The sequence below is a fragment of the Enterococcus sp. C50 genome, assembly GCF_040887505.1.
GTDB lineage: Bacteria > Bacillota > Bacilli > Lactobacillales > Enterococcaceae > Enterococcus_B > Enterococcus_B thailandicus.
The window spans coordinates 129,825-152,297 of record NZ_JBFOFW010000001.1 but is presented as its reverse complement, the minus strand read 5'-3'; the positions used below and the strand labels follow the sequence as shown (position 1 = coordinate 152,297).

Here is a 22,473-nt window from a genome sequence, read left to right as displayed (position 1 = left end):
TTTGTTACCGGTAACAAAATATCAGCAGCTAAGAATAAACCCATGTGGTTGGATCTCAATTTTTTCATCTTTCAAGACATGAACACCTTGTGAAAAAAGTACTTCACTTGGTTGGTCTACGACATACACGTTCTCTGATTCATTAAAAATGGCTTGAACTTTTTGTTGATCTAGTTGTCGAGCAAACGAAATAATTCCTTGTGTTTCAGGTGATGTTTTCCACAAAGTTTCTCCCTCGGATAAAATCAAATGCAACCGTTTGCGCAAATGAATAAGTTCTTTCATAAAGGCAAAAAGTTCCAAGTCTTGCTTTTCTTCGTCCCAAATCATACATTTCCGACAATCAGGATCATCATGTCCTGTTAAACCAATTTCTGTTCCATAGTAAATACAAGGTGAACCTTTTTGTAAAAACATGAACGTCATGACAGCTTTCAGCAACTCTTTATTTTCTTCACACATCGTGAGAATTCGCGCTGTGTCATGGGAATCCAATAAATTGAAAGTTCCTTCATTGACTTGGTCTCGGTAAAGCATTTGTTGTTGATTCATTCCGCTAATCATTTGCGAAACACTGATTTTCTTTTTCACAAAATAATCTTTGATTGAATCTGTAAATGCATAATTCATTACTGCGTGAAATTCATCTCCCTGTAACCAAGCTTGTGAAGAATGCCAGATTTCACCCAAAATATAGATATCGGGTTTTGCCTCAGTGACTACTGTATAGAATTTCTTCCAGAAGTGATGATCGACTTCATTTGCTACATCTAATCGCCAACCATCGATATCGAATTCTTCGATCCAATAAGTCGCAATCTTTAAAAGATGTGCTTGCACTTCAGGATTTGCCGTATTTAGCTTAGGCATATGTGGCGTAAATGCAAACGTATCATACGAAAGATGTTCTGCTGTTTCTGGCACCTCTGTCAACCGGTAATCGTCCACTGGAAAGGAATGAATATGAAACCAATCTTTATAAATCGACTCTTCACCGTTTTTAATTACGTCTTGCCATTGTGGTGAATCATCGCCCATATGGTTGAAAACAGCATCTAACATCACGCGAATCCCTCGTTGATGCGCTTGCTCAATTAATGTTTTAAATAATTTTTTATCACCGAAATGAGGATCAATCTCTAAATAGTCAATCGTGTCATATTTATGATTAGACGTTGCTTTAAAAACTGGACAGAAATAAATACCATTGATTCCTAAATCAACTAAGTAATCCAGATGATCAATTACTCCTTGCAGATCACCGCCAAAAAAATCATCCCGATCCGGCGCTTTACTTCCCCACGGTAATGTGTTTTCTGGATCGTTATTCGTATCTCCATTAGCAAAACGTTCTGGGAAAATTTGATACCAAACAGTTTCTTTCACCCATTCTGGCACTTTGAAACGATCAATTTCTTGAAAATAAGGCATTCTAAAGTACATGTTTGGTTCTGCTAAAAAGCGATTTTGATAAGGAAACACGCCTTGATCCCCATAAAAACATTCCGTTTCATCTTTGCCAATCACATGAAACCCATATTGGATTCTCCTCGTATCACTATGGACTTCAAGTTCCCAATAATCATGCACATTGGTACTTAATCCTTTTTTCATCGGCACTTCTTCTAAGTACCACTGTTCCGTCGTGAATGTGTATGGATCACCCTTTATCACAAATACTTTTTCGATATCATCTTTGCCAGTTCGTAGCCGCAAACGAAGTGTTTCTTTCGTATACAAATAAGCAAATTCGCTTTCTGGACGATGATAAACTGCTGCTGTGTTCATGTATTTCCTCCTTTTTTACTTCTAAGATAATTTCACTATAAAAGAATCAAGTACGAAAGACAACGCTTTCAAAAATGTTAACGATAACAAGTTCTCTTGAAACAAAAAAATGTACGAAAACATTTTTTGTTTTCGTACATTCGTTTACTGATTGTTTCAATGATTTTATTGATAGGTTTGTTTCTGGTCACAAACTTGTTCAATCACTTGCCAATCTAACTCAACGCCTAAACCAACTCCTTGAGGAACGACAATATTTCCTCTTTCCATTTTTGCTGGTTTCTTTATGACGTCTGCAGTGTAATAACGATCAGCAGCTGAGATATCACCAGGAAAAGTAAAGATATTTTGGCTAGCAAACTGTAAATTTAACGCTCGGCCAATTCCAGACTCGAACATTCCTCCAAGCCAAACTAGTAACTGATGTGTTTGACAAAAATCAACGATTCGTAGAGCTTCTGTGATTCCTCCCACGCGTGGAATCTTCAAATTGATTCCTTGACAACTTCCTAGCGTATAAGCGGTTTTCACATCCTCCAATGTCCGAATATTTTCATCTAAACAAATCTTTGTCTGAAGATGTTGTTGAAGTCTGGCATGGTCGACAAAATCTCGTTGATGAAAAGGTTGCTCAATCATCGCTAAGTTCAATTGATCTAGTTGTTTAAATAACTCTAAATCAGCGAATGTATACGCTGAATTTGCGTCTGCCATCAGGGGAACATCTGGGAACGCTTCACGAATAGCACTTAGTGGCACAATGTCATAGCCCGGTTTGATTTTCACTTTGATTCGCTGATATCCTTGTTCAAGATAATTTGATACTTGTGCAATCAAATCCTCTGTTGTCGCATGAATCCCAATACTGACACCAACTGGGATTTCTGATTTGTGGCTGCCAAAATAACTTTGTAAACTTCGCTGTTCTCGTTTCGCAAACAAATCCCAAACGGCCGTTTCCAATGCTGATTTTGCCATAAAATTTCCTTGGACAGTTTGAAACAATGACCAAACATCCCCTACCTTTTGCAAATCAGCTTGAAATAGACGTGGCACTAATTGCTGTTCGATAAGTTGCCGATCCGCACCAATCGTTTCTTCGATATAATCAGGTTTTTCAAAAGAAACTAGCTCTCCGTATCCTTGATTGCCTAGCTCATCTTCTAAAATCAAAAGGTCTAACGCTTTTTCGTTAAGGACACCATAACTGGTTTGAAAAGGGGTAACTAATGGTAAACGTAGTTGGTACTGCTCAACTTTCATAATTTTCATCACATGTTCCTCACTAACAGTGCGTTTTTCTTTTTGCTAACCATTGAGACAATTTGTTCGCAAAAGCTTGTGACTGTTCCAGATGCACACAGTGACCACTATCAGGAATAACTGCCAATGTCGAATGTGGAAGTTGCTGACACAACGTATCCCCAATAGCAAGAAATTTTGGATCTTGTTCCCCTACCACGTATAGAACTGGTTGCTTTAACTCTTCTAATTCCAACCAATAATTTTTTTGTACACCTGTCCCCATAAACCACAAACTCATTGCCAAACCAAATTTATTTTGACTCAATCGCTCATCTCGAATCTTTTTTTGTATTTCTTTCGGTAATTTTTTTTGGCTAGAAAATAACGGAAGATTTTGCCAAAAATCTACAAAATCAACGAGTGGTTCACGCCATAGCCTGAGCGCTAATCGTCGGTCAGACTCTTTTCGCTGTTTTCTTTCTTGCTCGTCTACAATTCCAGGAGTTCCAGCTTCTAAAATGACACCAAGAAGTTTACTTGGATGCTCAATCGCCCAAGCTAATGCGACTCTTGCCCCCATAGAATAGCCTAAAACATACCATTGGTTAATTCCTAATTCCTGTATCAACTGATTGAGGTCCTTCACTATTTCGGACAATTGATAACGCCACGGATGTACAAAAATACTTGATTCACCATGGCCAAGCAAATCAATGAACAGGAAATTATATATTGGATCTTGAAGCAACTGAAACGTTTGCCTCGTTCCAGTGAAACCATGCAAGCAAACAATCGTCTCCTTTGAAGGATCGTATTTTTGTTGCCAGCTATACGCATATTTTACGCCACGAATGATCTTATTCATTTATTTCACCGATTTTTTCTCGGTATTCAGCTACTACCTCTTGCCAAAACTGCACTGGTTCATCTTGATTTCCTGCAATCTCAATCAATGTCCAACGATCAGCAAACCGACTTTTCTCGATTGCAAATTCAAATTCAGCTAAGGAAGTTGGTTTGATATACTGGCCATCGTATAAATCAGCCACTTTTGCAAAATCCAATGAAAGTGGTGTCTCAAATAACGGAGTAAAATCTGTTTTATCCAATTGTTTTTGCGGTAAAAAAGAAAAGATTCCGCCACCATTATTATTGAGTAATACAATTGTAACTGGTAACTTCAATGAACGGATCATTTGCAGTCCATTCATATCATGAAAAAGTGCCAAGTCCCCAATCAATAAATAAGTCCGTTGCATCGTAGCAGCTGAAATACCGGCTGCCGTTGAAACAATGCCGTCAATTCCATTGATTCCACGATTACCAAATACTGGATAAGAAGTGACGCTACTCATTGCATAACGGTCTACAAAACGAATGGCATTACTGTTTGATAAAAAAAGTTGTTCATCAGCATAAAGTAACTCACTCAATTTCAAGCTGGCACTACTTTCATTGAAAGACTGTGACAGGGTTTCTTTTTGAAGTACGACTTGTGCTGTTTCTTCAGCTTGCTTCCATCCATTTAGCCAGCTTGAATGCTTTTGTTTTTCTATCGAATCCACAGCTAGGGCTGATTGACAAAAAACGGAAATCGTGAAAGGTAAAAAGTAATTGGTTACGTGTAATAAGTCTTGCCACTGTTCTTGCTCATCGACTAACACAAAAGTCGTCGTTTCTCTAGTTAGTTTTTGTAAATACAGCATGACATTTTTCGTAACTGGTAGCCGACCAAAACGAATCACTACTTCTGGCTGTTCCACATTGCTACTAGAGAAAATCAACTCGGCATGCTTCAAGTAATTCTCACTTTGACTACCACAGGTTGCTAAATTAGTTAGCGGATCGCCAATAATCGGCCAGCCCAAATACTCTGCAAGCTGGATCAACAATTGTGCTTCTGTTACACTCACTTCATTTCCAACAATCAATAATCCTTTTTTTTCCAACCAATCTGAAAGCTCTGGTATTGATTGGACTGCTTCTTCATTCTTCGTCAATTTTTCACTTTTAAAAGATTTTTCTAACTGAAAATCTAAATCTGGTAGCAATGGCTCACGAAAAGGTAAATTGGCATGAACAGGCCCCACTGGTATTTGTTGAGCAGTATATCCTAGCTGGACACCTTGCCAATAACTATAACGTTGCATTGACTCCGAGCCTTCCGGAACAGCTAACTCCACAAATTTTTTCACATGGGTCCGATAAAGCTCCTGTTGATTCATCGTTTGAGGTGCACCCACTTCACGTAGTTCTGGCGGGCGGTCTGCAGTTAAAACAACCAATGGATGATTGGTTTCTTTGGCCTCACAAATTGCTGGATAATAATTTGCTGCCGCTGTCCCAGATGTACATAACAAGGCAACTAGTTCTTTTTTTGATCCTTTAGCTAAGCCTAAGGCAAAAAAACCCGCAGAGCGCTCGTCAACGTCAACGTAACATTCAACTTCAGGATCGCGAAAAAGCAATAGTGCTAGAGGTGTAGAGCGTGAACCAGGACTAATGACTACCTTCGTTAACCCACCTTCTTTTAAGCCTTGAATAAAAGCTAACAGATAACTAGTTGTTTCTTGTTTACTCGTCATTGCCTCTCACCCCTCTAATCATTGGCTGGAATTTCAACCTTGTTTCCAATCGTTCTGCTTCTGGATCTGAATCATCAACAATTCCACATCCAGCATATAATAAGCCTTGATTTCCGCTGAAAATACCTGAACGAATCCCCACTGCAAACTCACCGACATCTTCGGTTAAGTCAAGCCAACCAATTGGTGCGCCATAAAGTCCTCGTCCGGCGACTTCTTTTTCCGCCAGCCAACGTAAAGCCTCTGCCTTAGGCTCTCCACCTAATGCAGGCGTTGGATGCAATTCTCGAACAACATCTAGCAAACTAGTTTGCCCTTTCCTAGAACCTTTGACAGTTACAAATAAATGCTGAATGTCTCGGTTTTTTAAAAGACTCTTATCTGAAACAAGCAATTCACCTTGCGTAAAATCTTTTAGCTGCTTTTTGATTCGTTCGACTACCACTTGATGTTCATATGAGTTTTTAGCGTCTTTTAAAAGTTTCAAACTATTTTCCTGGTCTTCTGTTTGATTTTTCCCTCGTGAAATTGAACCTGCAATGCCCGCTGTTGCAAACATCGTTCTGCTTGCTTCAACAAGTCGTTCAGGCGTTGCTCCGACGAAAGCTTGCTGTTTGTCCTCCAAGGCAAAAACATAAGTATTTGGTTGTTGTCGCAATAAATTTTCGACAATTGTTTCGATTGAAAAAGACTTTCCCTTGAGTTCCATTTGACGTGCTAGAACAACCTTTCTGAGTTTAGCATTTGTTTTTTTGATTTCCTCCACGCTTTCATCAACCAAGGAAACAAACGCGCCAACGTTTCGTTCTTTCCTAACGACATTTGTGCATGAAGATTCGACAGGAGGGTGATCGAGTAAGTTCGCAACTTCATTTTCCAATGATTCAAAGTGTTTCTCGAGTCTTTTAAAAAACTTCGAGTCACAAGTTCCTTTTTCTTGATGACAAATTAGCGTGACTACGCAAAAATCCTCTCTTTGAGTAAACAAAATTTCAGGTAATAAAAAGTAGCCATTTTCTAACTTTCCCCAAAATGATTCTTTTGCGCCCTCACGGTCAAACGGGAACCCACCGAATAAGATAGGTGCTTCTTTTCGTTTACTCACCATGCAAAAACTTTTAAAAAACTCCTTCTTAAATCGCTCAATCGCTTCAAATTCTGTTTCCGCATTGAAAAACTGCTTCACTGTTCCTAACCCAATATAGCTTAAGTGACGGTCTGGGGTTTGCCAAAAAAAACGCGCACCACGATAGTCGCTAGTTTTAGCAAATAATTGACCAAATTCTTGAGACGGAAGTTCATAACTATAACTAAAGTAGGCTTTCTCAGTTGAAGACACTTTTTCTTTCCAATTACTTAAGTTGATTTTCAATATAATTCACTCTTTCTTCTGTCAGAAATAGTCGTTTCAATGGTTTGCCACTCGCCGTTTTTGGAATACGCGACACACTAAAGACTTCACTAGGATGTTTAAACGTTGCTAACGGTTGTAAGACTCTGGCTAATTCATCACTTGTTAAATCAGCCATTTCTCTCACTACTAAATAGGCTACTGGTCGTTGTCCCCAGCGTTCGTCTCTTCGTCCTACCACCACGACTTCTTGGATCAACTCACTCTGGAGCAACGTAGATTCAATTTCTGCAGGATAAATGTTTTCGCCACCAGAGATAATCAATTCGCTCATCCGGCTATCCACATATAAAAAACCATCTTCATCCAGATGACCTAAATCCCCCGTTCTGAACCAGCCATCTTGTGTCCATGATTCTTCGTCGCGATAGTTTAAATAGTGACTAGCAATTGTCGGCCCTTTTAGTAAAATTTCTCCAGTAGTTTGCTGATCCTGGTTCGTTTCGATTTTCAACCTAGTTCCGGTCAACGGGACACCAGCAGAACCCAATTTTTCTGACGCTTTTTCTGGTGATAAAGCAACCACTTGTGAACAAGTTTCTGTCATTCCATAAGACTGGATTACCAATAGTTTTTTGACTACACATTCGCTTAACGTTTCCCGATCAACTGGCCCACCACCCAATAATAGTTTTGGTGCAGTAGCATACCCATTTTCCGGAACAAGCGGTAGAAGGTCTTTTAACGTTTTTGTCACAACAGAAAGACAGATTTCTTGCCCTTCCAATAGCTCTTCATGGATTCTTTCTGGAGAAAAATTCGTATGTAAACGAACACTAATACCCAACACTAATGAACGCAACAAGATTGACAAACCACTAATATGATACAGAGGCAAACAACAAATCCAGCTCTCAGAAGCTGTTAGTTTCATGTTCATCTTGGTTGCGAAAGCGCTGGCACGATGATTTGCAAATGTTTGTGGCACTCCTTTTGGTTTCCCTGTCGTTCCAGATGTATACATAATAGAAGCAATTTTTTCCTCATCATAACCAGAATCATGGTAGTCCAGTTGATCCACTACAGGCAATTGTGTTGGACTTGGAAATTCCAGTAAAGAACTAGTTACAAAAATATGTGTATGTTCTGTAATCAGCCACTTAGTTTCAGCATCAGCTAATTGAAATGCAATCTCCTCCGATGTCAGGTGTGTGTTTAAGAACTGAACTTCAAGACCTAACTCCCACAAAGCCAAAATTGTCAAATAACATTGCTCTGAGTTTTGGCTATGAATGGCTACTCTTTTTTCGTTTTCAGGCAATTTTTGTGCAAAATAAGTCGCGTATCTTTGGACAGATTGATTTAATGCAGCAAAAGACCACCTTTTATTTTCAAAATAAAAAGCTGGTCTAGTTGGATGAAGCTGTGCTTGTTGCTGCAACCAACTCCTTGGATGTAGCCTATGGGAATTTAGGGAATTGATCAAAATCTGGTTCTCGTTTTTCTTTAAAGGCATCGCGCCCTTCTTGTGCTTCATCCATAGTGTAATAAAGTAACGTTGCATCACCAGCAAGTTGTTGAATGCCAGCAAGGCCATCTGTATCAGCATTCATAGCAGCTTTAATCATGCGCAATGCCAATGGACTTTTTTTCAACATTTCTTCTGCCCATTCAATTGTCACATCTTCCACATCAGCTAGTGGAACCACCGTATTAATCCAATTCATTGCTAGTGCTTCTTCAGCTGTATATTGTTTGGTCATGAACCAAACTTCTTTTGCTTTTTTATGACCTACTACCCGCGCTAAATAACCTGCGCCATAGCCGCCATCAAAACTACCAACATTAGGACCCGTCTGCCCGAATTTGGCATTATCAGCCGCAATCGTTAAATCACAAACCAACTGCAATACATTTCCTCCACCAATTGACCAGCCCTTAACCATTGCAATTACTGGCTTGGGAATCACACGAATTAAGCGTTGTAAGTCAAGAACATTTAAACGTGGAACTTGATCGTCACCAACGTAACCCCCATTCCCTCGAACTTTTTGATCACCACCAGAACAAAATGCCTGATCCCCAGCGCCAGTTAAAATAATGACACCGATATCTTGACGTTCACGACTAATTGTAAAAGCGTCCATCATTTCAAAAACTGTTTTTGGGGTAAACGCATTATGAACCTCTGGGCGATTGATTGTGATTTTCGCGATTTTTCCATATTGTTCAAATAAAATTTCACTATATTCTTTAATTGTTTGCCATGTTCTCATAATTTTCCTCCTTCAATTCATCCTTTTTATTATACACAAGAACGAAAGAAAACGGTTAAAAATCCGCGGAATTTTTAGTATTCTGCTATACTAAGAAAAAGAACGGAGTGATATTTATATGAATTTACTGGAACATTTACAAATCAAAACGCTAGAACTTTCTCCAGAAAAAGTTGTCTTATCTTTAGACATCCACGCCATTCATTTGCAACCTTATGGCTATCTACATGGCGGAATCAATGGTGTTTTGATTGAAACAGCTTGTAGCCTTGGCGCAAATCAACATTTAGAGCAACCTCATTTTGCTGTTGGTGTGGATCTACAAGTAAATCATCTCAATAAAGCACAGACGGGTACGTTAACTGTCATTGCTGTGCCAGACAAAGTTGGACGCTCTTTACAAGTTTGGCATGCAGACATTTTTTTAAATCAACAAACAAAAATCGCAGTCGGACGCTGTACCTTAGCTGTCAAATAAAACAGGTGAAGCTTTCAAGTTATTTTTGAAGAGCTTCACCTGTTTTCAGTAAAACGATTAATGTTTAACTATTACTGTTTGAATGGTTTGATACATCACTGCAATTGCACAGAAAATCAAGAAAATCCCCATAACTGCTGGCGCAGAATGTCCCAGCGAGACATATAGCTGTCCACCAATCAATGGTCCGATAACTCTTGCTAACGATTGGATTGCTTGACTTCCACCTTGCACGCGTCCTTGTTCCTGTTGTGTAACTGCTTTAGATAAGAGGCCGTTGAACGCTGGCCCAAAAATTGAATCACCAAAACCAAAGATAAACATTCCGATAATAAATAAACTTGGTTGGTGAAAAATTGTCGAACAAGCAATCAATACATAGCCAACAATTTCAGCACTCATTCCTAAGGTAACAATTTGACGATCCGTGAGCCATTTTAGTAGTCGAGGCATGATTAAGCTTTGAGAAAAAATATCTTGAATACCAATTATTGAAAAAACTAAACCGATAACTGTCGGCTGCCAGTGAAAAGAATCAATCGTAAATTGAGAAAACACTGCTTGAAATGCACCGTTTGGAATCCAAAGCAAAAAACCGGCGAACAATAAACGACTGACTTGCTTAATGGAAAGAATATTTTTTAATTGGGTAAATGGATTTAAGCGACTAACAGGAACTGCGGTCAAGCGACTTTCTTTTGCTAAACTTTCTGGCATAAAGAAGTACCCAAATAAAAAATTGAGAAACGTTACAAAAGCACCGGCAAACATTGGAATTGCATAACCAAAATTAGCAAGTAAACCACCGATCGTTGGTCCGAATACGACACCAACACCGGTAACAGCACTAATCCAGCCAAAATATTTCGTTCGTTCCTCAGCTGGAGTGATATCTGAAAAATAGGCAAAAATCGTACCAATCGTCCCTCCCGTGAACCCTTCAATTATCCGACCAAGAAATAAAATCCAAAGTGCACCACCTAAACCAAATACTAAATAGCCAATTGTTGAACCTAACAAGCAAATCAGCAACACAACTCGTCGGCCAAAGCGATCGCTTAATGCACCTAATCCAGGGGCTGCCAGAAAAACACAAACAGCATATACAGAAGTCAGTGCTGTCACTGCAAGTGCTTGATTGGCTGGATTACTGATATAAGGTTGAACTAAAAATGGAATCACAGGTGAAACAATTGTAAAACCAATGCCTGAAAGAAAAACTGAGATCAAACCAAAAAGAAAAGCCTTTTGGTCGATTTGATTACGTGATTTGATCGTATTTTGTTGATTAGAAAACATAAAAAACTCCTTTGTTATAAATATCATATTGTGTCCTAGGCAACAAAATAATATTCTTTTTTTGTGTCCTTGTCAACAATTTTTACGCAAAAAAATAGAGCGAATGATTCGCTCTATTTTCAGTCACCATTTTGCTCTCTAAATTTTCTTCTCACAAACCTAATTTCTCGATTTCCTGATTTAGATGTTGGTCATACTTTGCTAAAAAAAGCCCTAATTCTTCATACTGTTGTTCCGTCACTTGGTCAAAAATCACTTGGTCTCGTTGCTGAAATTCTTGATGTGTCCGTTCGTTCACTTCAAAAACTTCTTTTCCCTTCCCAGTCAATTTGAAATAAACTTCTTTTTTATTGTCAGGTTTTTGATAACTTTCGATATAGCCTTTTTTCACTAATTTTTTAGTTATTTTACTAATTGCACTTCTTGTCATAAATAATGAACTAGCAAGCTTAGTCACATTTGAGTCCTGATTTTTCCCGATGAATTCGATACAGTGGACTTCTGATGGCTGATAGCCTTCTAATCGTTTTTCCATTGTTAATTTGTTCAGCCACGCCATTTTGCTGAAAACATTTCTTGCTTTATCCATAACGGCTGCATTTGTTTCCTTTTTGCCCATTTCTAGCCCTCCCGTAAGCTTCTTCTCACCTAGTATAGTGATTTTTCGAAGTTGATTCAACTACATCCATTATTTTTCAAATCAAAAGAAATGTTCGCTATGCCTAAAAAAAAACAAAAACCATAGTTAACATTACACAAAAATTAGGTTATAATGAACTACTTGAAAAAAAGGAATTAAAACAAAATGTGTTTAGGATGTGGATGAATGAGACAAACAAAAGATTTTATTTGGACTTACATAAAAATTCTTTTTGCTTTACTTATTTTAGGTGTAAGTATCAACTTATTTTTAGGCCCTCACCATGTAGCGGCTGGCGGTGTTAGTGGGCTAGGTATTTTATTTGAATCCGCTTTTGGAATGAATCGTGCTTTAGTTATTTTGGCTTTGAATAGTCTCATGCTAGTGCTTGCTATTCTCTTTTTAGGCAAAAAATTATTTTTAAAAGTTCTTTTTGGTAGCATCGTTTTTCCCCTTGTGATTGCCATCGTCCCTGAGACAATGGTGACCTCTGATCGCCTACTATCAGTTATTTTTGGTAGTGCCATTTTTGCCTTAGGTGTTGCGATTTTATACAACAACAACTCTTCTAGTGGTGGAACGACCATCCCTCCGTTAATCTTTAAAAAATATTTTCACTTGAATACATCCATTGGGTTGCTGTTAACTGACGCTGTGGTAGTCTCCTTAAACTTACTTATTTTCGGTTTTGAAGAATTTCTTTATGCCATTCTCTCCATTGTTATTACTTCAATTGTCATGACCTATATCGAAACTGGTCTCAATCGTAAGAAATCAATTATGATTATGAGTGAAGATTCATTAGAAGAAATCCGTATTCGTTTAACTGCGGAGATTGGTCGCGGTTTGACTTTATTAGAAGCAAAAGGCGGCTATAATCGAAAGCCTAAAGAAGTCTTACTGATTGTCACGACGGATCAGGAATTTACTCGGATCAAACCATTGATCAAAGAAATCGATCCAACTGCTTTCGTTATCGCAAATAATGTTGCTGAAGTTACAGGTAGTGGCTTCACCTATCATCCGATTGAATGATGAGCTTTTATGCTTTTTTTAAGGTTCATTCCTTATTATTAGGACATCCCAAAACTCCTAATTTTTTCATCTTCTTTTCTCAAAAAATAAGCAGAACTCATCTTTGGACACAAAGTAAGTTCTGCTTATTTTGATTTCTGTTTAGCTGAAGGAATCCCCATTGATAAACGTCGTGTAAATGTGCTCATCTTCTGTAGATTCGCCTTGGATCAATTGAATAATTTTTTCTGCTGCTAACATTCCCCAACGATGTTTAGAATATGAAATCGTTGCTAACGTTGGCGTTAAAAACTCACCAATTTCGATATGGTCAAACCCGATTATGCGAACGTCTTTTCCTATTTCATACTGCGTTTCTTTGAAAAATTTATACACACCTACCGCCATTTCATCATTGAAAGCAAAAATATCAATTGGAAAATCCGGTTGGCTAGCTACGATTTCTTTGGCTGCTTGATAACCAGATGGCTCTGTAAAATCCCCCTCAATTGTGTGATAATCAATACCAAATCGTTGAAGCTCTTTTGTACTTGCAGCTAAACGTTGCTGACTATCATATGCTTTTGTTGAACCCGTAATCAGGTGAACAAATTTCGTCTGTTTTGCAACCATTTCACCTACTGCCAGTGTTGCTCCACCTTTATTATCTAACAATACTTTCCGAACATGTTCATGAGAAAGTTTACGATCCAACACAACGATTGAATGTCCCCGTTGTGCAAACTGTAAAATTTCCTGTGAATCAAATGTCCAATCTAAAATGATTGCACCGTCGACCATTCGTTCAGGAATGAATAAATGAGATTTCTCACCACTACAAACAATCATCTCAAAGTCATAAAATGCTAAGCCTTTTTTGATTCCATCTAATAATTCACCATAAAAACTGCCACCATAATCTGCTAAATAAACACCAATAATATTTGTTTGCTGTCTTTTTAATGTACGAGCAGCCATATTAGGAACGTAGTTTAATTCATCCGCAATTGCCTTGATTCTTTCTCTCGTTTCTTCCGTCACCTTTTGGCTACCATTTAAAGCGTACGAAACAGTAGAGATGGATACCCCTGCTTTTTTTGCGATATCTTTAATTCCCACCATGTTGCTCTCATCTCCTAACAATAGATATCAATTCGATTTGTTGCTTGTAACTGCGCTATAATCGCCTGGTTAGATACTTTCAAGCCACCCGTTCGATACGGATTTTTTTCATGTTCAACTGGCAACTCTTGCTGGTTCAACATCACTTTTGATTCACCTGAACCTAAATGGTAATGAATAGTGACTGGTTTTCCTAGCAATTGATAGCGAAGGCTTAATTGGTCCAGCTCAGTTGGCAATACTGGATCGAAGGTTACGCTCTGACTTGTTTCTCGAATACCTAAAACACTTGAGATCAATTGGCCTAAATAAATTCCCGGACCACTTGAATAAATGCGCCAGCCACCTTTTACTGGTACACTTCCATCTTTCAGTTTACCAAAGTTTGATTCCGCTTCATACCTTGTTTTAAAATCTCCATCAGAACTACTGAAATAGACATTTGCTTGTCGTAATTTTGCATGCTTCACTTGGTTCGTTATTCCGATAGGATTAATAATGTTGAGTGCATGCCAAGTTTCTTCTGTCTTGCCTAATTTCGCCATGGCTTCTGTAAAACGAATGTGTGCATGCACATATTGTAACCCAATTTCTCTCCCAAAATTGGCAGATTGTTCTGCCCGTTTGAAGTTCGTACTTACACCACCTTGATAAGCCGCTGGGCGATTCATCAACCGAACACCATCAGGAAATTGTAAGTGTTTTTTGATAATGGCTAAATGATGTTCAGCCTGTTTTGGCGTCAGTAATTCAGCAATCATTCCTCTAGTCATTGGCAACAAACGATAATGAATGCCCGTTTTCTGATCATTTGGATGGATCATCAATTCTACTTCGTTTTGTGCGTCCATTCGGACAAAGCCTGGCAAAGTATCGGTTGTGAACATATATGTTTCATAATCCTGTTTTATTTTAGCAACTAATTCACTCAAATGCTGACTATAAGACTGATCGACCTCTCTCAGCAAAATACTTAACTTGTGCAGTACTTGATACGTCAAAGCGACTGTCCAGCTACTTGCCATTGATTTCTTTAATTGATTATCAAATGGTTGCAACGTATCATCCCAATCACCGTCACCGTAGCAAGACAAAGCTGTCCCAGGTAAAAAGTGGGATTCGATATAGGAAATTTCTTTTTTGATATGGTTTAATAGTGTCTCTGCTTCATTTGTTTTCAAAAAAGTTTTACGATCAGTATAAGTTATCTTTTCGTTCAGAATGCCCCAATCACTCGTTTTATCCAAGTAATCTGCAACAACCTTCATTGGCCAAACAATTACATCTCCATGGCTTTCATCCGCTTTTTGTGTTTCGTAACGATCAAACATAAACCATTGCGGCCAGTTTCCATCATCAGAGAATTGGTTAGCATAAACTTTTTTGATAATGGACGCAACAACTTCCGGTCGATTCACAGCAAAGAAAAATTCAGTTGGTCCTTGCGAAACATCTCTGGTTCCCCAGGCAGCTCCGCCATATTGTTCTAACCCATGTGGAGATAAATAATGAACTAACATATTATGGGTGTACCAGCGTGCAATCAAATTCATTTGCTCAACTGTTTGTGTTTCATGCACTAATTCAAAGTTGTTTAATAACTCATTGATATATTCTGTATACTGTTGATCTTGTTCAGCAAGAGTTGTTGCCTTAGCTTCCTTAAATTCACCTGTTAGGCTTCCTTCAATTTTGACTGTTACTTCTGCTTGATTTTCAATTAGGAAAATAGTTAGTTTCTGGTCATTATTAGGACTAGCAAAAAACAGTGATTCGTCTGTTAGCTGAAACGGTTGATCCAAGGTGAAACGATAAGCTAGATTAGGATACGTTTGCTGTGTATCTGACTGTTCACTCCCTGTTACCGTCACCACTTGCTTGTTTTGCTCTAACTGATAAGTTGGTTGTGCTTCATCGGCACCCATCACTAGCTGGTTGGCAATCGCGAATGTATAGTTTTTCCCTTTCTGGCTGTGGATTTCTGTTCGGATTTCACGGCCGTCAACCACAGTATAAGTCGTAATGGTCAACAAATCGTCCTCTAATTTATAGTACCATTTAGCCGAATTCAGTCCCATCTCAAATAAAGAAGGCATTGTTAAAATCCGCCAATTTTCGCCCTGTTTCAAATAGATTCTTTGACCAGATTCCTTGATAACATTTAAAGCATTTCGACTATTACTCATCAATTTATTCATTGTCGTATTGCCTAAGACCACTTGGGAATTAAAAATTCCGGGCATATAAACAGTTGTACTTAATAAGGGACGATCAACATCTAGCTCAGTTCCGCTTAATAAGATATGTCCATGCGTTCGCTCCATTGCTCGCTCTTTTGCTTTGGTAACGACATGATGATAATTGGTTGTAAAAAAGGAAAGTAACTGCTGATTTTCTTGTTCAACTTGTTCTTTCACAGGAAAGTACTTCAAAATTTCTTCTTTAGTCATCGTTTCACCAACAATTGGCTCGCCCAAATGTTTCGTTACTTGTTTTCCTTCAGTCCCCATAAACGAATGATCAAACGTTAATGAATGATACGAGGCTACAACTTCTGCTTTTGAAAAAGCTGGCTTTGTCACAGCCGTTGCTTGATTTGCCAGTGTCCCACCATAAAAAATAATCGTTTGTTTCTCTTGTGTAACTGTTATTTTTTCTGACTGCAACGCAACATAAGCAAATTCATATTGATAAACTTCATTTGCTAAAAATGGCTGGTTCAATGCTTCTGGCTGATTCGTTTCTTTATAACTCTGGCCAAAAAATTGATACCCATCTGTTGAAAAAGCAACAGCATTTGTTAAACTTCCTACTTCTACTAAAGGATAATTTTCCCCTTGAATTTGATTTTGGCGCGAAGAAATTACAAGTTTATCATCGACTTGGGTAATATGGTGATCCAAGTATTGTGACATATACGCCTCGTTTGAACGAACTGCTCCTGGTAACGCATTGCCTAAATCTTGTCCATAAATCACATCTGCTTGCTGTCCCGTTCCTTGCAAATTGACTTGCCAAAACCACAAGCCAGTGTTTGCTAATTGAAAGTCCACTTGATAACTAACTCCTGCAAATTGTCCTTTCCACACCAATTGATTCTCTTTTTGGAAAAACTGACTATGCGCATTCGACCCAATCATTGGCGCAAATAAAATAGTTTCTTCTTGATAAACTCTTAAATAAAGTTGAGTTAAACTACCATCTAAATAATTTCCCATTAGTTGGTTGATCATCATCCCATGACTTTCGATTTCTGCTAAATCACCTGTTGGCAGAAAAGAAAAATGGCTATTTTTTTCTGTCAAATCAATCATTTTTTGTGTCATCATCTAATCTTCCTATCTATTTTTTTAAGTTGAAACGCACCGACGAAACTTCTCGGCTGTTTGGACCAATCATTGCTTCAAACTCACCTGCGTCACTGCTCATTTCTTGGTTACTGTGTACATATTGCAAGAGCGACTCATCAATCGAAAAAGCCACCGTTTTCTCTTCAAAAGGTGCCAAGTGAACTTTCTGGAATCCTTTTAGTTCTTTGACTGGTCGAACAACTTCACCGACTAAATCATGAATATAGAGCTGAACCGTTTCTTCACCCGCAAAAACTGATTGATTTTTGATCGTAACAGAAACAGTTATCTCCGTTGCTGGTGTCAATTCATCACTGGTTAAAGAAATTGCTGAGTAACGAAAATCGCTATAGCTGAGGCCAAAACCAAACGGATATTTTGCATAATTTGAAACATCTAGATATTTTGAAACATATTTTTCATCAGGTGTCGTCTCAAACGGACGACCAGTATTATCACAATTATAATAAATCGGTACTTGACCAACTGTTTCAGGAAAGGACATACTTAATCGTCCACTTGGATTATATTTACCCCAAAGAATTTCTGCTAATGCTCTCCCACCTTCTGTCCCAGGAAACCATGCTTCAATGATTCCTTTTGCTTCATCAATTCCCTGTAAGTCTAATGGACGACCATTATACAAAGTAACAACAACTTGATCATTTATTTCCAAAACTTGTTGGAAAAATGCTAATTGCGCACCTGGTAAGCGAATATCACTGCGACTTGCTGCTTCTCCACTCATTTCTTCTAATTCACCTAATGCAATAACAACTTTATCTGCTTGTTCTGCTAACAATAAGGCTTCTTGAATCGCCTCAGTCGTTGGTTCTAGATAATCAAATACTTCGTTTCCAACTAACAATTTCTTGCTTAAACTAGCGGCACCTTCAACTAACGAAATTGCCTCTTCTGATTTCCCTTGCCAAGACCACGCACCTAAAATTTTCTTAGAAGCAGCAGCTGGGCCAATAATCGCGATGGTTTCTTCTTTTTTAAAAGGTAAGATATCATCATTTTTCAATAATACCATTGATTTTTTAGCAATCTCACACGCGACTTCTCGATGTTCATTGGATAGAACAATCTCTTTTTCTTTCACTGGATCTGCCCCACGGAATGGTTGTTCAAACAAGCCTAAATCATTTTTCAATTCTAAAATTCGAACGACAGCTTCATCTAATAATTCGACAGAGATTTGTTCTTCTTCAATCAACTCACTTAAATAATTGCTGTAGCAAGTCGTCATCATTTCAATATCTACTCCAGCTAGCAACGCTTGTTTAGCCGCTTCTTTTTCATCTTTGGCAACGCCGTGTGGAATCAGTTCTTTTACTGCACCCCAGTCAGAAATCACAACTCCTTGAAAATTAAGTTCTTTCCTGAGAACTTCTCTAAATAACCACTTATTCCCTGTTGCTGGAATACCATCTATGGTGTTAAAAGAAGTCATTACTAATTTAGCACCTGCTTCTAGTGCAGCCTGATACCCGGGAAGATAGCTTTCTCTCAACTGGCGTTCTGACATGTTCACCGTGTTATAATCACGACCAGCAATCGCTGCTCCATAAGCTGCAAAATGTTTGACACAAGCAGCCACTCTGAAGAAATCTTCTTTTAAATCTTCTCCTTGATATCCCTTCACAAAGCGCTCAGCAAACCGACTATTTAGAAAGGAATCTTCACCCGTTGATTCCATTACTCTGCCCCAGCGCGGATCTCGAACGAGGTCAACCATTGGTGAAAAAGTCACATGTAAGCCAGATACAGCGGCTTCTTTCGCTGAAATCTCTGCCATTTTTTCAGCAGCATCCAGATCCCATGAACTCCCTAACCCTAATGGAATCGGAAAAATCGTACGAAACCCGTGGATGATATCTGCCATCAAAATAGTAGGAATACCCAAACGGTTTTTTTCTAAATATTTTTTTTGGATTCGAATGGCTTCTTCTGCACCTGAAACCCCTAACGTTGTCCCTGCATTTGCAATGGTTGCTTCAGTTAAGCCTAAATCAGCCATTGGACCTGTTCGTTCTTCTGCGTTTTCCGAATAAAATTCTGCTGCTAATTGTAACAGCTGATCGATTTTTTCTTCTAGCGTCATTTTTTCAAGTAAATTCAGAATTTCTTGTTGTTTCATGCGTAAGCTCCTCTATTTATTACCAGACACATTGTACCCATCTAGAATATATTTTTGTAAAAACATAAAGATAATAATAATCGGTACGACCATAAAAGCAGATCCTGCCATTTGTAACGCATAGTTGTTTGCATATTGACCTTTTAATAACTGCAACCCAACTGATAACGTATAATATTTTTCATCACTTGCCATAATCAACGGCCATAAGAATGAGTTCCAACCACCGATAAATGTGGCAATTCCTTGAACAGCCAATACTGGTTTAGAAATTGGCAAAATGATTCTCGTAAAAATAAACCATTCACTCGCACCATCCAAACGAGCAGCTTCTAATAACTCATTTGAGATTGCTGACATGAACTGTCGGAACAAGAAGATACCATATGCTCCAACCAAGCCTGGCAATACAATCCCTGGCATCGTATTAGTCAAGTTCATTGAATTCATAATCAAGTAAACGGGGATCATTGTCACTTGACCAGGAATCATCATCGTTGCTAATACTAAATAAAAAAGAGGTTCTCTTCCCTTAAATTTATATTTAGCAAAACCAAAACCTGCCATCGCATTAAAAATCATTCCTAAAAAAGAAAATGCGACAACAATCAGCGTATTTTTTAAGTACGTCGTAAAATCAAATGTATTGAACAATTCAATAAAATTATCTAAACTCGCTTTTTCTGGAAAAATTCTAGGTGGAAATTGCATGATTTCCATATCCGTTTTTAACGAGGATAATAGCATCCAAATAAACGGCAACATCCAGACTAGTGCGCCAATCGTTAGAACCAGACCCATAACAAATTTCACTCGTCGGTTACTTTGTAATTCTTTATTCATAACAGTCACACCTCTATAGTTGATTTTCAATATTGCGTTTTTGCATTCTAAATTGGAATAAAGTAACTAGGATAATTACCGCAAATAAAATAAATGACCCCGCAGCGGCATACCCAAATTTACTGAATTGGAACCCATTACGATAAATGAATAACGCAACTGAAGTCGTGCTATCTAATGGTCCACCATTCGTCATTACAAATGGTTCTTCAAAAAATTGAAGCCAGCCGATTAAAGTTGTCACCGTTACAAAGAAAGTTGAAAAACGTAAGGACGGAATCGTGATATAAAAAATCTGTGCTTTTTTTGAAGCGCCATCTAATGATGCTGCTTCATATAATTCTTTGGGGATTCCTTGGATTGCCGCTAAAAAGATTAACATATTTGTTCCAACAGCCCGCCAAACACCCAAGATAATCAAGGATATTTTTGCGATGGTTGGATCCGTTAGCCAAGGAACAGCTGGTAAATGAACTAAAGACAACAAATAGTTCAAAAAACCAAAACTTGGATTGTAAAGATAACTAAACACCACTGCAACGGCAACCACATTGGTAATTGCTGGTGTGTAAAAAATCATTCGAAAAGCTGAGAATAATTTATTTTTTCCAAAGTTAATCATTAATGCTAAGCCTAGCGACATGACAATGACTAACGGCACGCCCAAAACAACATAAAAAATCGTATTTTGAATACTTTTTAAAAACACCGGGTCACTAATGATTTCTTGATAGTTATCGAATGAAACAAAATTGATTTTTGACCAATCTGCTAACCCTACCAAGCTCATATCAGTAAAACTAATAAAAAAAGCGACAAAAATCGGAATGATTGAAAAAAGTAAAAGCAAAAGAAGTGCAGGTGCAATAAATAAATATGGTGCTTTAAGTGTTCGACTTTTTTTCACTTTCAGAACTTCCTTTCTAGAATGGGGAAAGCTAGCTTGATTGCTATTTGACAAGCAAACATTAGATTCTTTCGCCAATTTAATTGAATAAATCGGCCCGAGATAGCGACACGAGTTGCTGACCTCAGGCCCGATAAACTATTTATTTAATAAAGTTTCTGTTTCTTGATTGAATGAATCCATTTCTTTTTGAACATCTTGACCACCTAAATAGATTTGTTCAAAATGTTTCAAATAGTTTTGAGCGATTTCTTCAAATTGTGTGATTAATGGCATTGGTTCTGAATTAAGTAGTTGTTCATTGAAGACACTATAAATTGGATCATCTTTCAATTCAGGATTTTCCCAAGTCTTTTTAGCTGTTGGAAGTGCGTCTGTCAAATGCATCCACTCTAACTGATTGTCTGGCTGTGCCATAAAGTTAATAAATTTCGCCGCGTCATCTTTTTTCTCTGAATATTCAAAAATAGTTAAGTTTGACCCACCCATGGATGAGATATTGTTTTCTTTACCCGGTAACGGTGCGATTGCCCATTTTCCATCAATATCTGGAACAGTATCCTTCACCGTTTTTGCCATCCACGGTCCACTAATGAACATTGGAACCATCGCATCGCCTGAAAACGTTTGGCTGACATCTAAGCCAAGATCTTGCTTAGGCGCATAGCCTTTTTGGATAAAGTTGTTCAAGTAAGCAACACTGTCGACAAAAGGTGCTTGGTCAAATTCTGGTTGGTTATCTTTAATCAAAGGTGAACCATTTTGTCGTGCAAACATGAACCCTAATGTTTGTTCCTTGGAATCAATATTGATTCCATATTTATCATCTCCACGTGCTGCTAATTTTTTCGCAGCATCTTCTAATTCTTCCCAAGTTTTTGGTGGTTCTTTATATCCTATTGATTCTAAGATATCTGTTCGGTAAAACAAGACACGTGTTTCTGCCGCCCAAGGAATACCATAAGACTTCCCATCAAACTGTGTCGTTTCAACAGAACCTTCATAAAAGTTATCTGGATTCATCGCATCGTACTTATCAATGTAACTTGACATATCTGCTAATGCACCAGCTTCTTGAAATTCAGGCATCCAAGTCGTTCCCATCTGTAAAACATCTGGACCACTTTTTGAAGCCACAGCCGTTAGTAGTTTATCGTGTGCATTCGACCATGGGATAGATTGAATTTTCACTTCAATTCCAGTTTCATCTGTAAATTTATCAGTCATTTTTGATAACTGCTTTACTTCGTCCCCCATTCCCCAAATATTTAAAACTTCGCTATCTTTTGCTGAATTATTGCTTGAACCACACGCCGCCAATCCACCAAGTGCCATTACAGCTGTCAATCCTAATAAGCCAATTTTCTTCGATAGTTTCATTTTTTTACTCCTCCATTTTTTAGTGAAACGTTTCTACAGGGAGAAGTATACT

17 protein-coding genes are annotated in these 22,473 nt (G+C 38.1%); 2 read left to right on the top strand and 15 right to left on the bottom strand.

What is annotated here, in order from left to right; all coding sequences use genetic code 11:
• Nucleotides 1-21: 21 nt before the first annotated feature.
• The 7 genes from AB3I20_RS00685 to menB form a co-directional block, all read right to left on the bottom strand.
• Nucleotides 22-1,788 (bottom strand): glycoside hydrolase family 13 protein, encoded by a 1,767-nt coding sequence (locus AB3I20_RS00685; protein WP_067482159.1) that lies wholly within the window; start codon nucleotides 1,786-1,788, stop codon nucleotides 22-24.
• 165 nt (nucleotides 1,789-1,953) lie between these two features.
• Nucleotides 1,954-3,060 carry an o-succinylbenzoate synthase gene (menC, locus tag AB3I20_RS00680; protein WP_368026813.1) on the bottom strand — a complete coding sequence of 369 codons (1,107 nt, stop codon included), beginning with the start codon at nucleotides 3,058-3,060 and terminating at the stop codon, nucleotides 1,954-1,956.
• Between the two features lie 13 nt (nucleotides 3,061-3,073).
• Entirely contained in the window at nucleotides 3,074-3,898 is an 825-nt protein-coding gene (gene menH / locus AB3I20_RS00675; RefSeq protein WP_067482163.1) for a 2-succinyl-6-hydroxy-2,4-cyclohexadiene-1-carboxylate synthase, read from the bottom strand.
• Nucleotides 3,891-5,618 (bottom strand): 2-succinyl-5-enolpyruvyl-6-hydroxy-3-cyclohexene-1-carboxylic-acid synthase, encoded by a 1,728-nt coding sequence (menD, locus tag AB3I20_RS00670; RefSeq protein WP_368026812.1) that lies wholly within the window; start codon nucleotides 5,616-5,618, stop codon nucleotides 3,891-3,893. The genes menH and menD overlap by 8 nt, the downstream gene beginning before the upstream one ends.
• Nucleotides 5,608-6,990, bottom strand: coding sequence for an isochorismate synthase MenF (locus tag AB3I20_RS00665; protein WP_368026811.1), 1,383 nt, complete (start codon nucleotides 6,988-6,990; stop codon nucleotides 5,608-5,610). Before AB3I20_RS00665 ends, menD begins: the two co-directional genes overlap by 11 nt.
• The gene (gene menE, locus AB3I20_RS00660) at nucleotides 6,971-8,485 is read right to left on the bottom strand and encodes an o-succinylbenzoate--CoA ligase (protein ID WP_368026810.1); all 1,515 of its coding nucleotides are present in this window, start codon (nucleotides 8,483-8,485) and stop codon (nucleotides 6,971-6,973) included. The genes AB3I20_RS00665 and menE overlap by 20 nt, the downstream gene beginning before the upstream one ends.
• Nucleotides 8,430-9,245 carry a 1,4-dihydroxy-2-naphthoyl-CoA synthase gene (gene menB / locus AB3I20_RS00655; RefSeq protein WP_067482168.1) on the bottom strand — a complete coding sequence of 272 codons (816 nt, stop codon included), beginning with the start codon at nucleotides 9,243-9,245 and terminating at the stop codon, nucleotides 8,430-8,432. The genes menE and menB overlap by 56 nt, the downstream gene beginning before the upstream one ends.
• 118 nt (nucleotides 9,246-9,363) lie before the next feature.
• On the opposite strand from menB, the gene AB3I20_RS00650 reads away from it, so the two are divergent.
• A complete protein-coding gene (locus AB3I20_RS00650; protein ID WP_067482170.1) occupies nucleotides 9,364-9,723 on the top strand; it encodes a PaaI family thioesterase in 360 nt (119 codons plus the stop codon).
• A 57-nt stretch (nucleotides 9,724-9,780) separates the two neighbouring features.
• Here the strand turns inward: AB3I20_RS00650 and AB3I20_RS00645 are convergent, their stop codons facing one another.
• Together AB3I20_RS00645 and AB3I20_RS00640 are read right to left on the bottom strand one after the other, a co-directional pair.
• Nucleotides 9,781-11,022 (bottom strand): MFS transporter, encoded by a 1,242-nt coding sequence (locus tag AB3I20_RS00645; protein ID WP_368026809.1) that lies wholly within the window; start codon nucleotides 11,020-11,022, stop codon nucleotides 9,781-9,783.
• Between the two features lie 151 nt (nucleotides 11,023-11,173).
• Nucleotides 11,174-11,641, bottom strand: a complete 468-nt coding sequence (locus AB3I20_RS00640; RefSeq protein ID WP_368026808.1) for a MarR family transcriptional regulator — start codon at nucleotides 11,639-11,641, stop codon at nucleotides 11,174-11,176.
• A gap of 207 nt (nucleotides 11,642-11,848) precedes the next feature.
• Here AB3I20_RS00640 and AB3I20_RS00635 point away from each other — a divergent pair, with 207 nt between their 5' ends.
• Complete coding sequence (locus AB3I20_RS00635) at nucleotides 11,849-12,697, top strand: YitT family protein (protein ID WP_067482176.1); 849 nt, start codon at nucleotides 11,849-11,851, stop codon at nucleotides 12,695-12,697.
• A 141-nt stretch (nucleotides 12,698-12,838) separates the two neighbouring features.
• Here the strand turns inward: AB3I20_RS00635 and AB3I20_RS00630 are convergent, their stop codons facing one another.
• From AB3I20_RS00630 to AB3I20_RS00605, 6 genes are all read right to left on the bottom strand, one after another.
• A complete protein-coding gene (locus AB3I20_RS00630) occupies nucleotides 12,839-13,798 on the bottom strand; it encodes a LacI family DNA-binding transcriptional regulator (protein ID WP_368026807.1) in 960 nt (319 codons plus the stop codon).
• A 14-nt stretch (nucleotides 13,799-13,812) separates the two neighbouring features.
• Entirely contained in the window at nucleotides 13,813-17,124 is a 3,312-nt protein-coding gene (locus AB3I20_RS00625; protein WP_368026897.1) for a cellobiose phosphorylase, read from the bottom strand.
• A 16-nt stretch (nucleotides 17,125-17,140) separates the two neighbouring features.
• Complete coding sequence (gene bglX, locus AB3I20_RS00620) at nucleotides 17,141-19,291, bottom strand: beta-glucosidase BglX (RefSeq protein WP_368026806.1); 2,151 nt, start codon at nucleotides 19,289-19,291, stop codon at nucleotides 17,141-17,143.
• 12 nt (nucleotides 19,292-19,303) lie between these two features.
• Nucleotides 19,304-20,134, bottom strand: coding sequence for a carbohydrate ABC transporter permease (locus tag AB3I20_RS00615; RefSeq protein ID WP_368026805.1), 831 nt, complete (start codon nucleotides 20,132-20,134; stop codon nucleotides 19,304-19,306).
• A gap of 13 nt (nucleotides 20,135-20,147) precedes the next feature.
• Nucleotides 20,148-21,041 (bottom strand): carbohydrate ABC transporter permease, encoded by an 894-nt coding sequence (locus AB3I20_RS00610; protein WP_067482187.1) that lies wholly within the window; start codon nucleotides 21,039-21,041, stop codon nucleotides 20,148-20,150.
• 138 nt (nucleotides 21,042-21,179) lie between these two features.
• Nucleotides 21,180-22,421: a sugar ABC transporter substrate-binding protein gene (locus AB3I20_RS00605; protein WP_071868418.1), complete on the bottom strand. Its 1,242-nt coding sequence runs from the start codon at nucleotides 22,419-22,421 to the stop codon at nucleotides 21,180-21,182.
• Nucleotides 22,422-22,473: the final 52 nt, after the last annotated feature.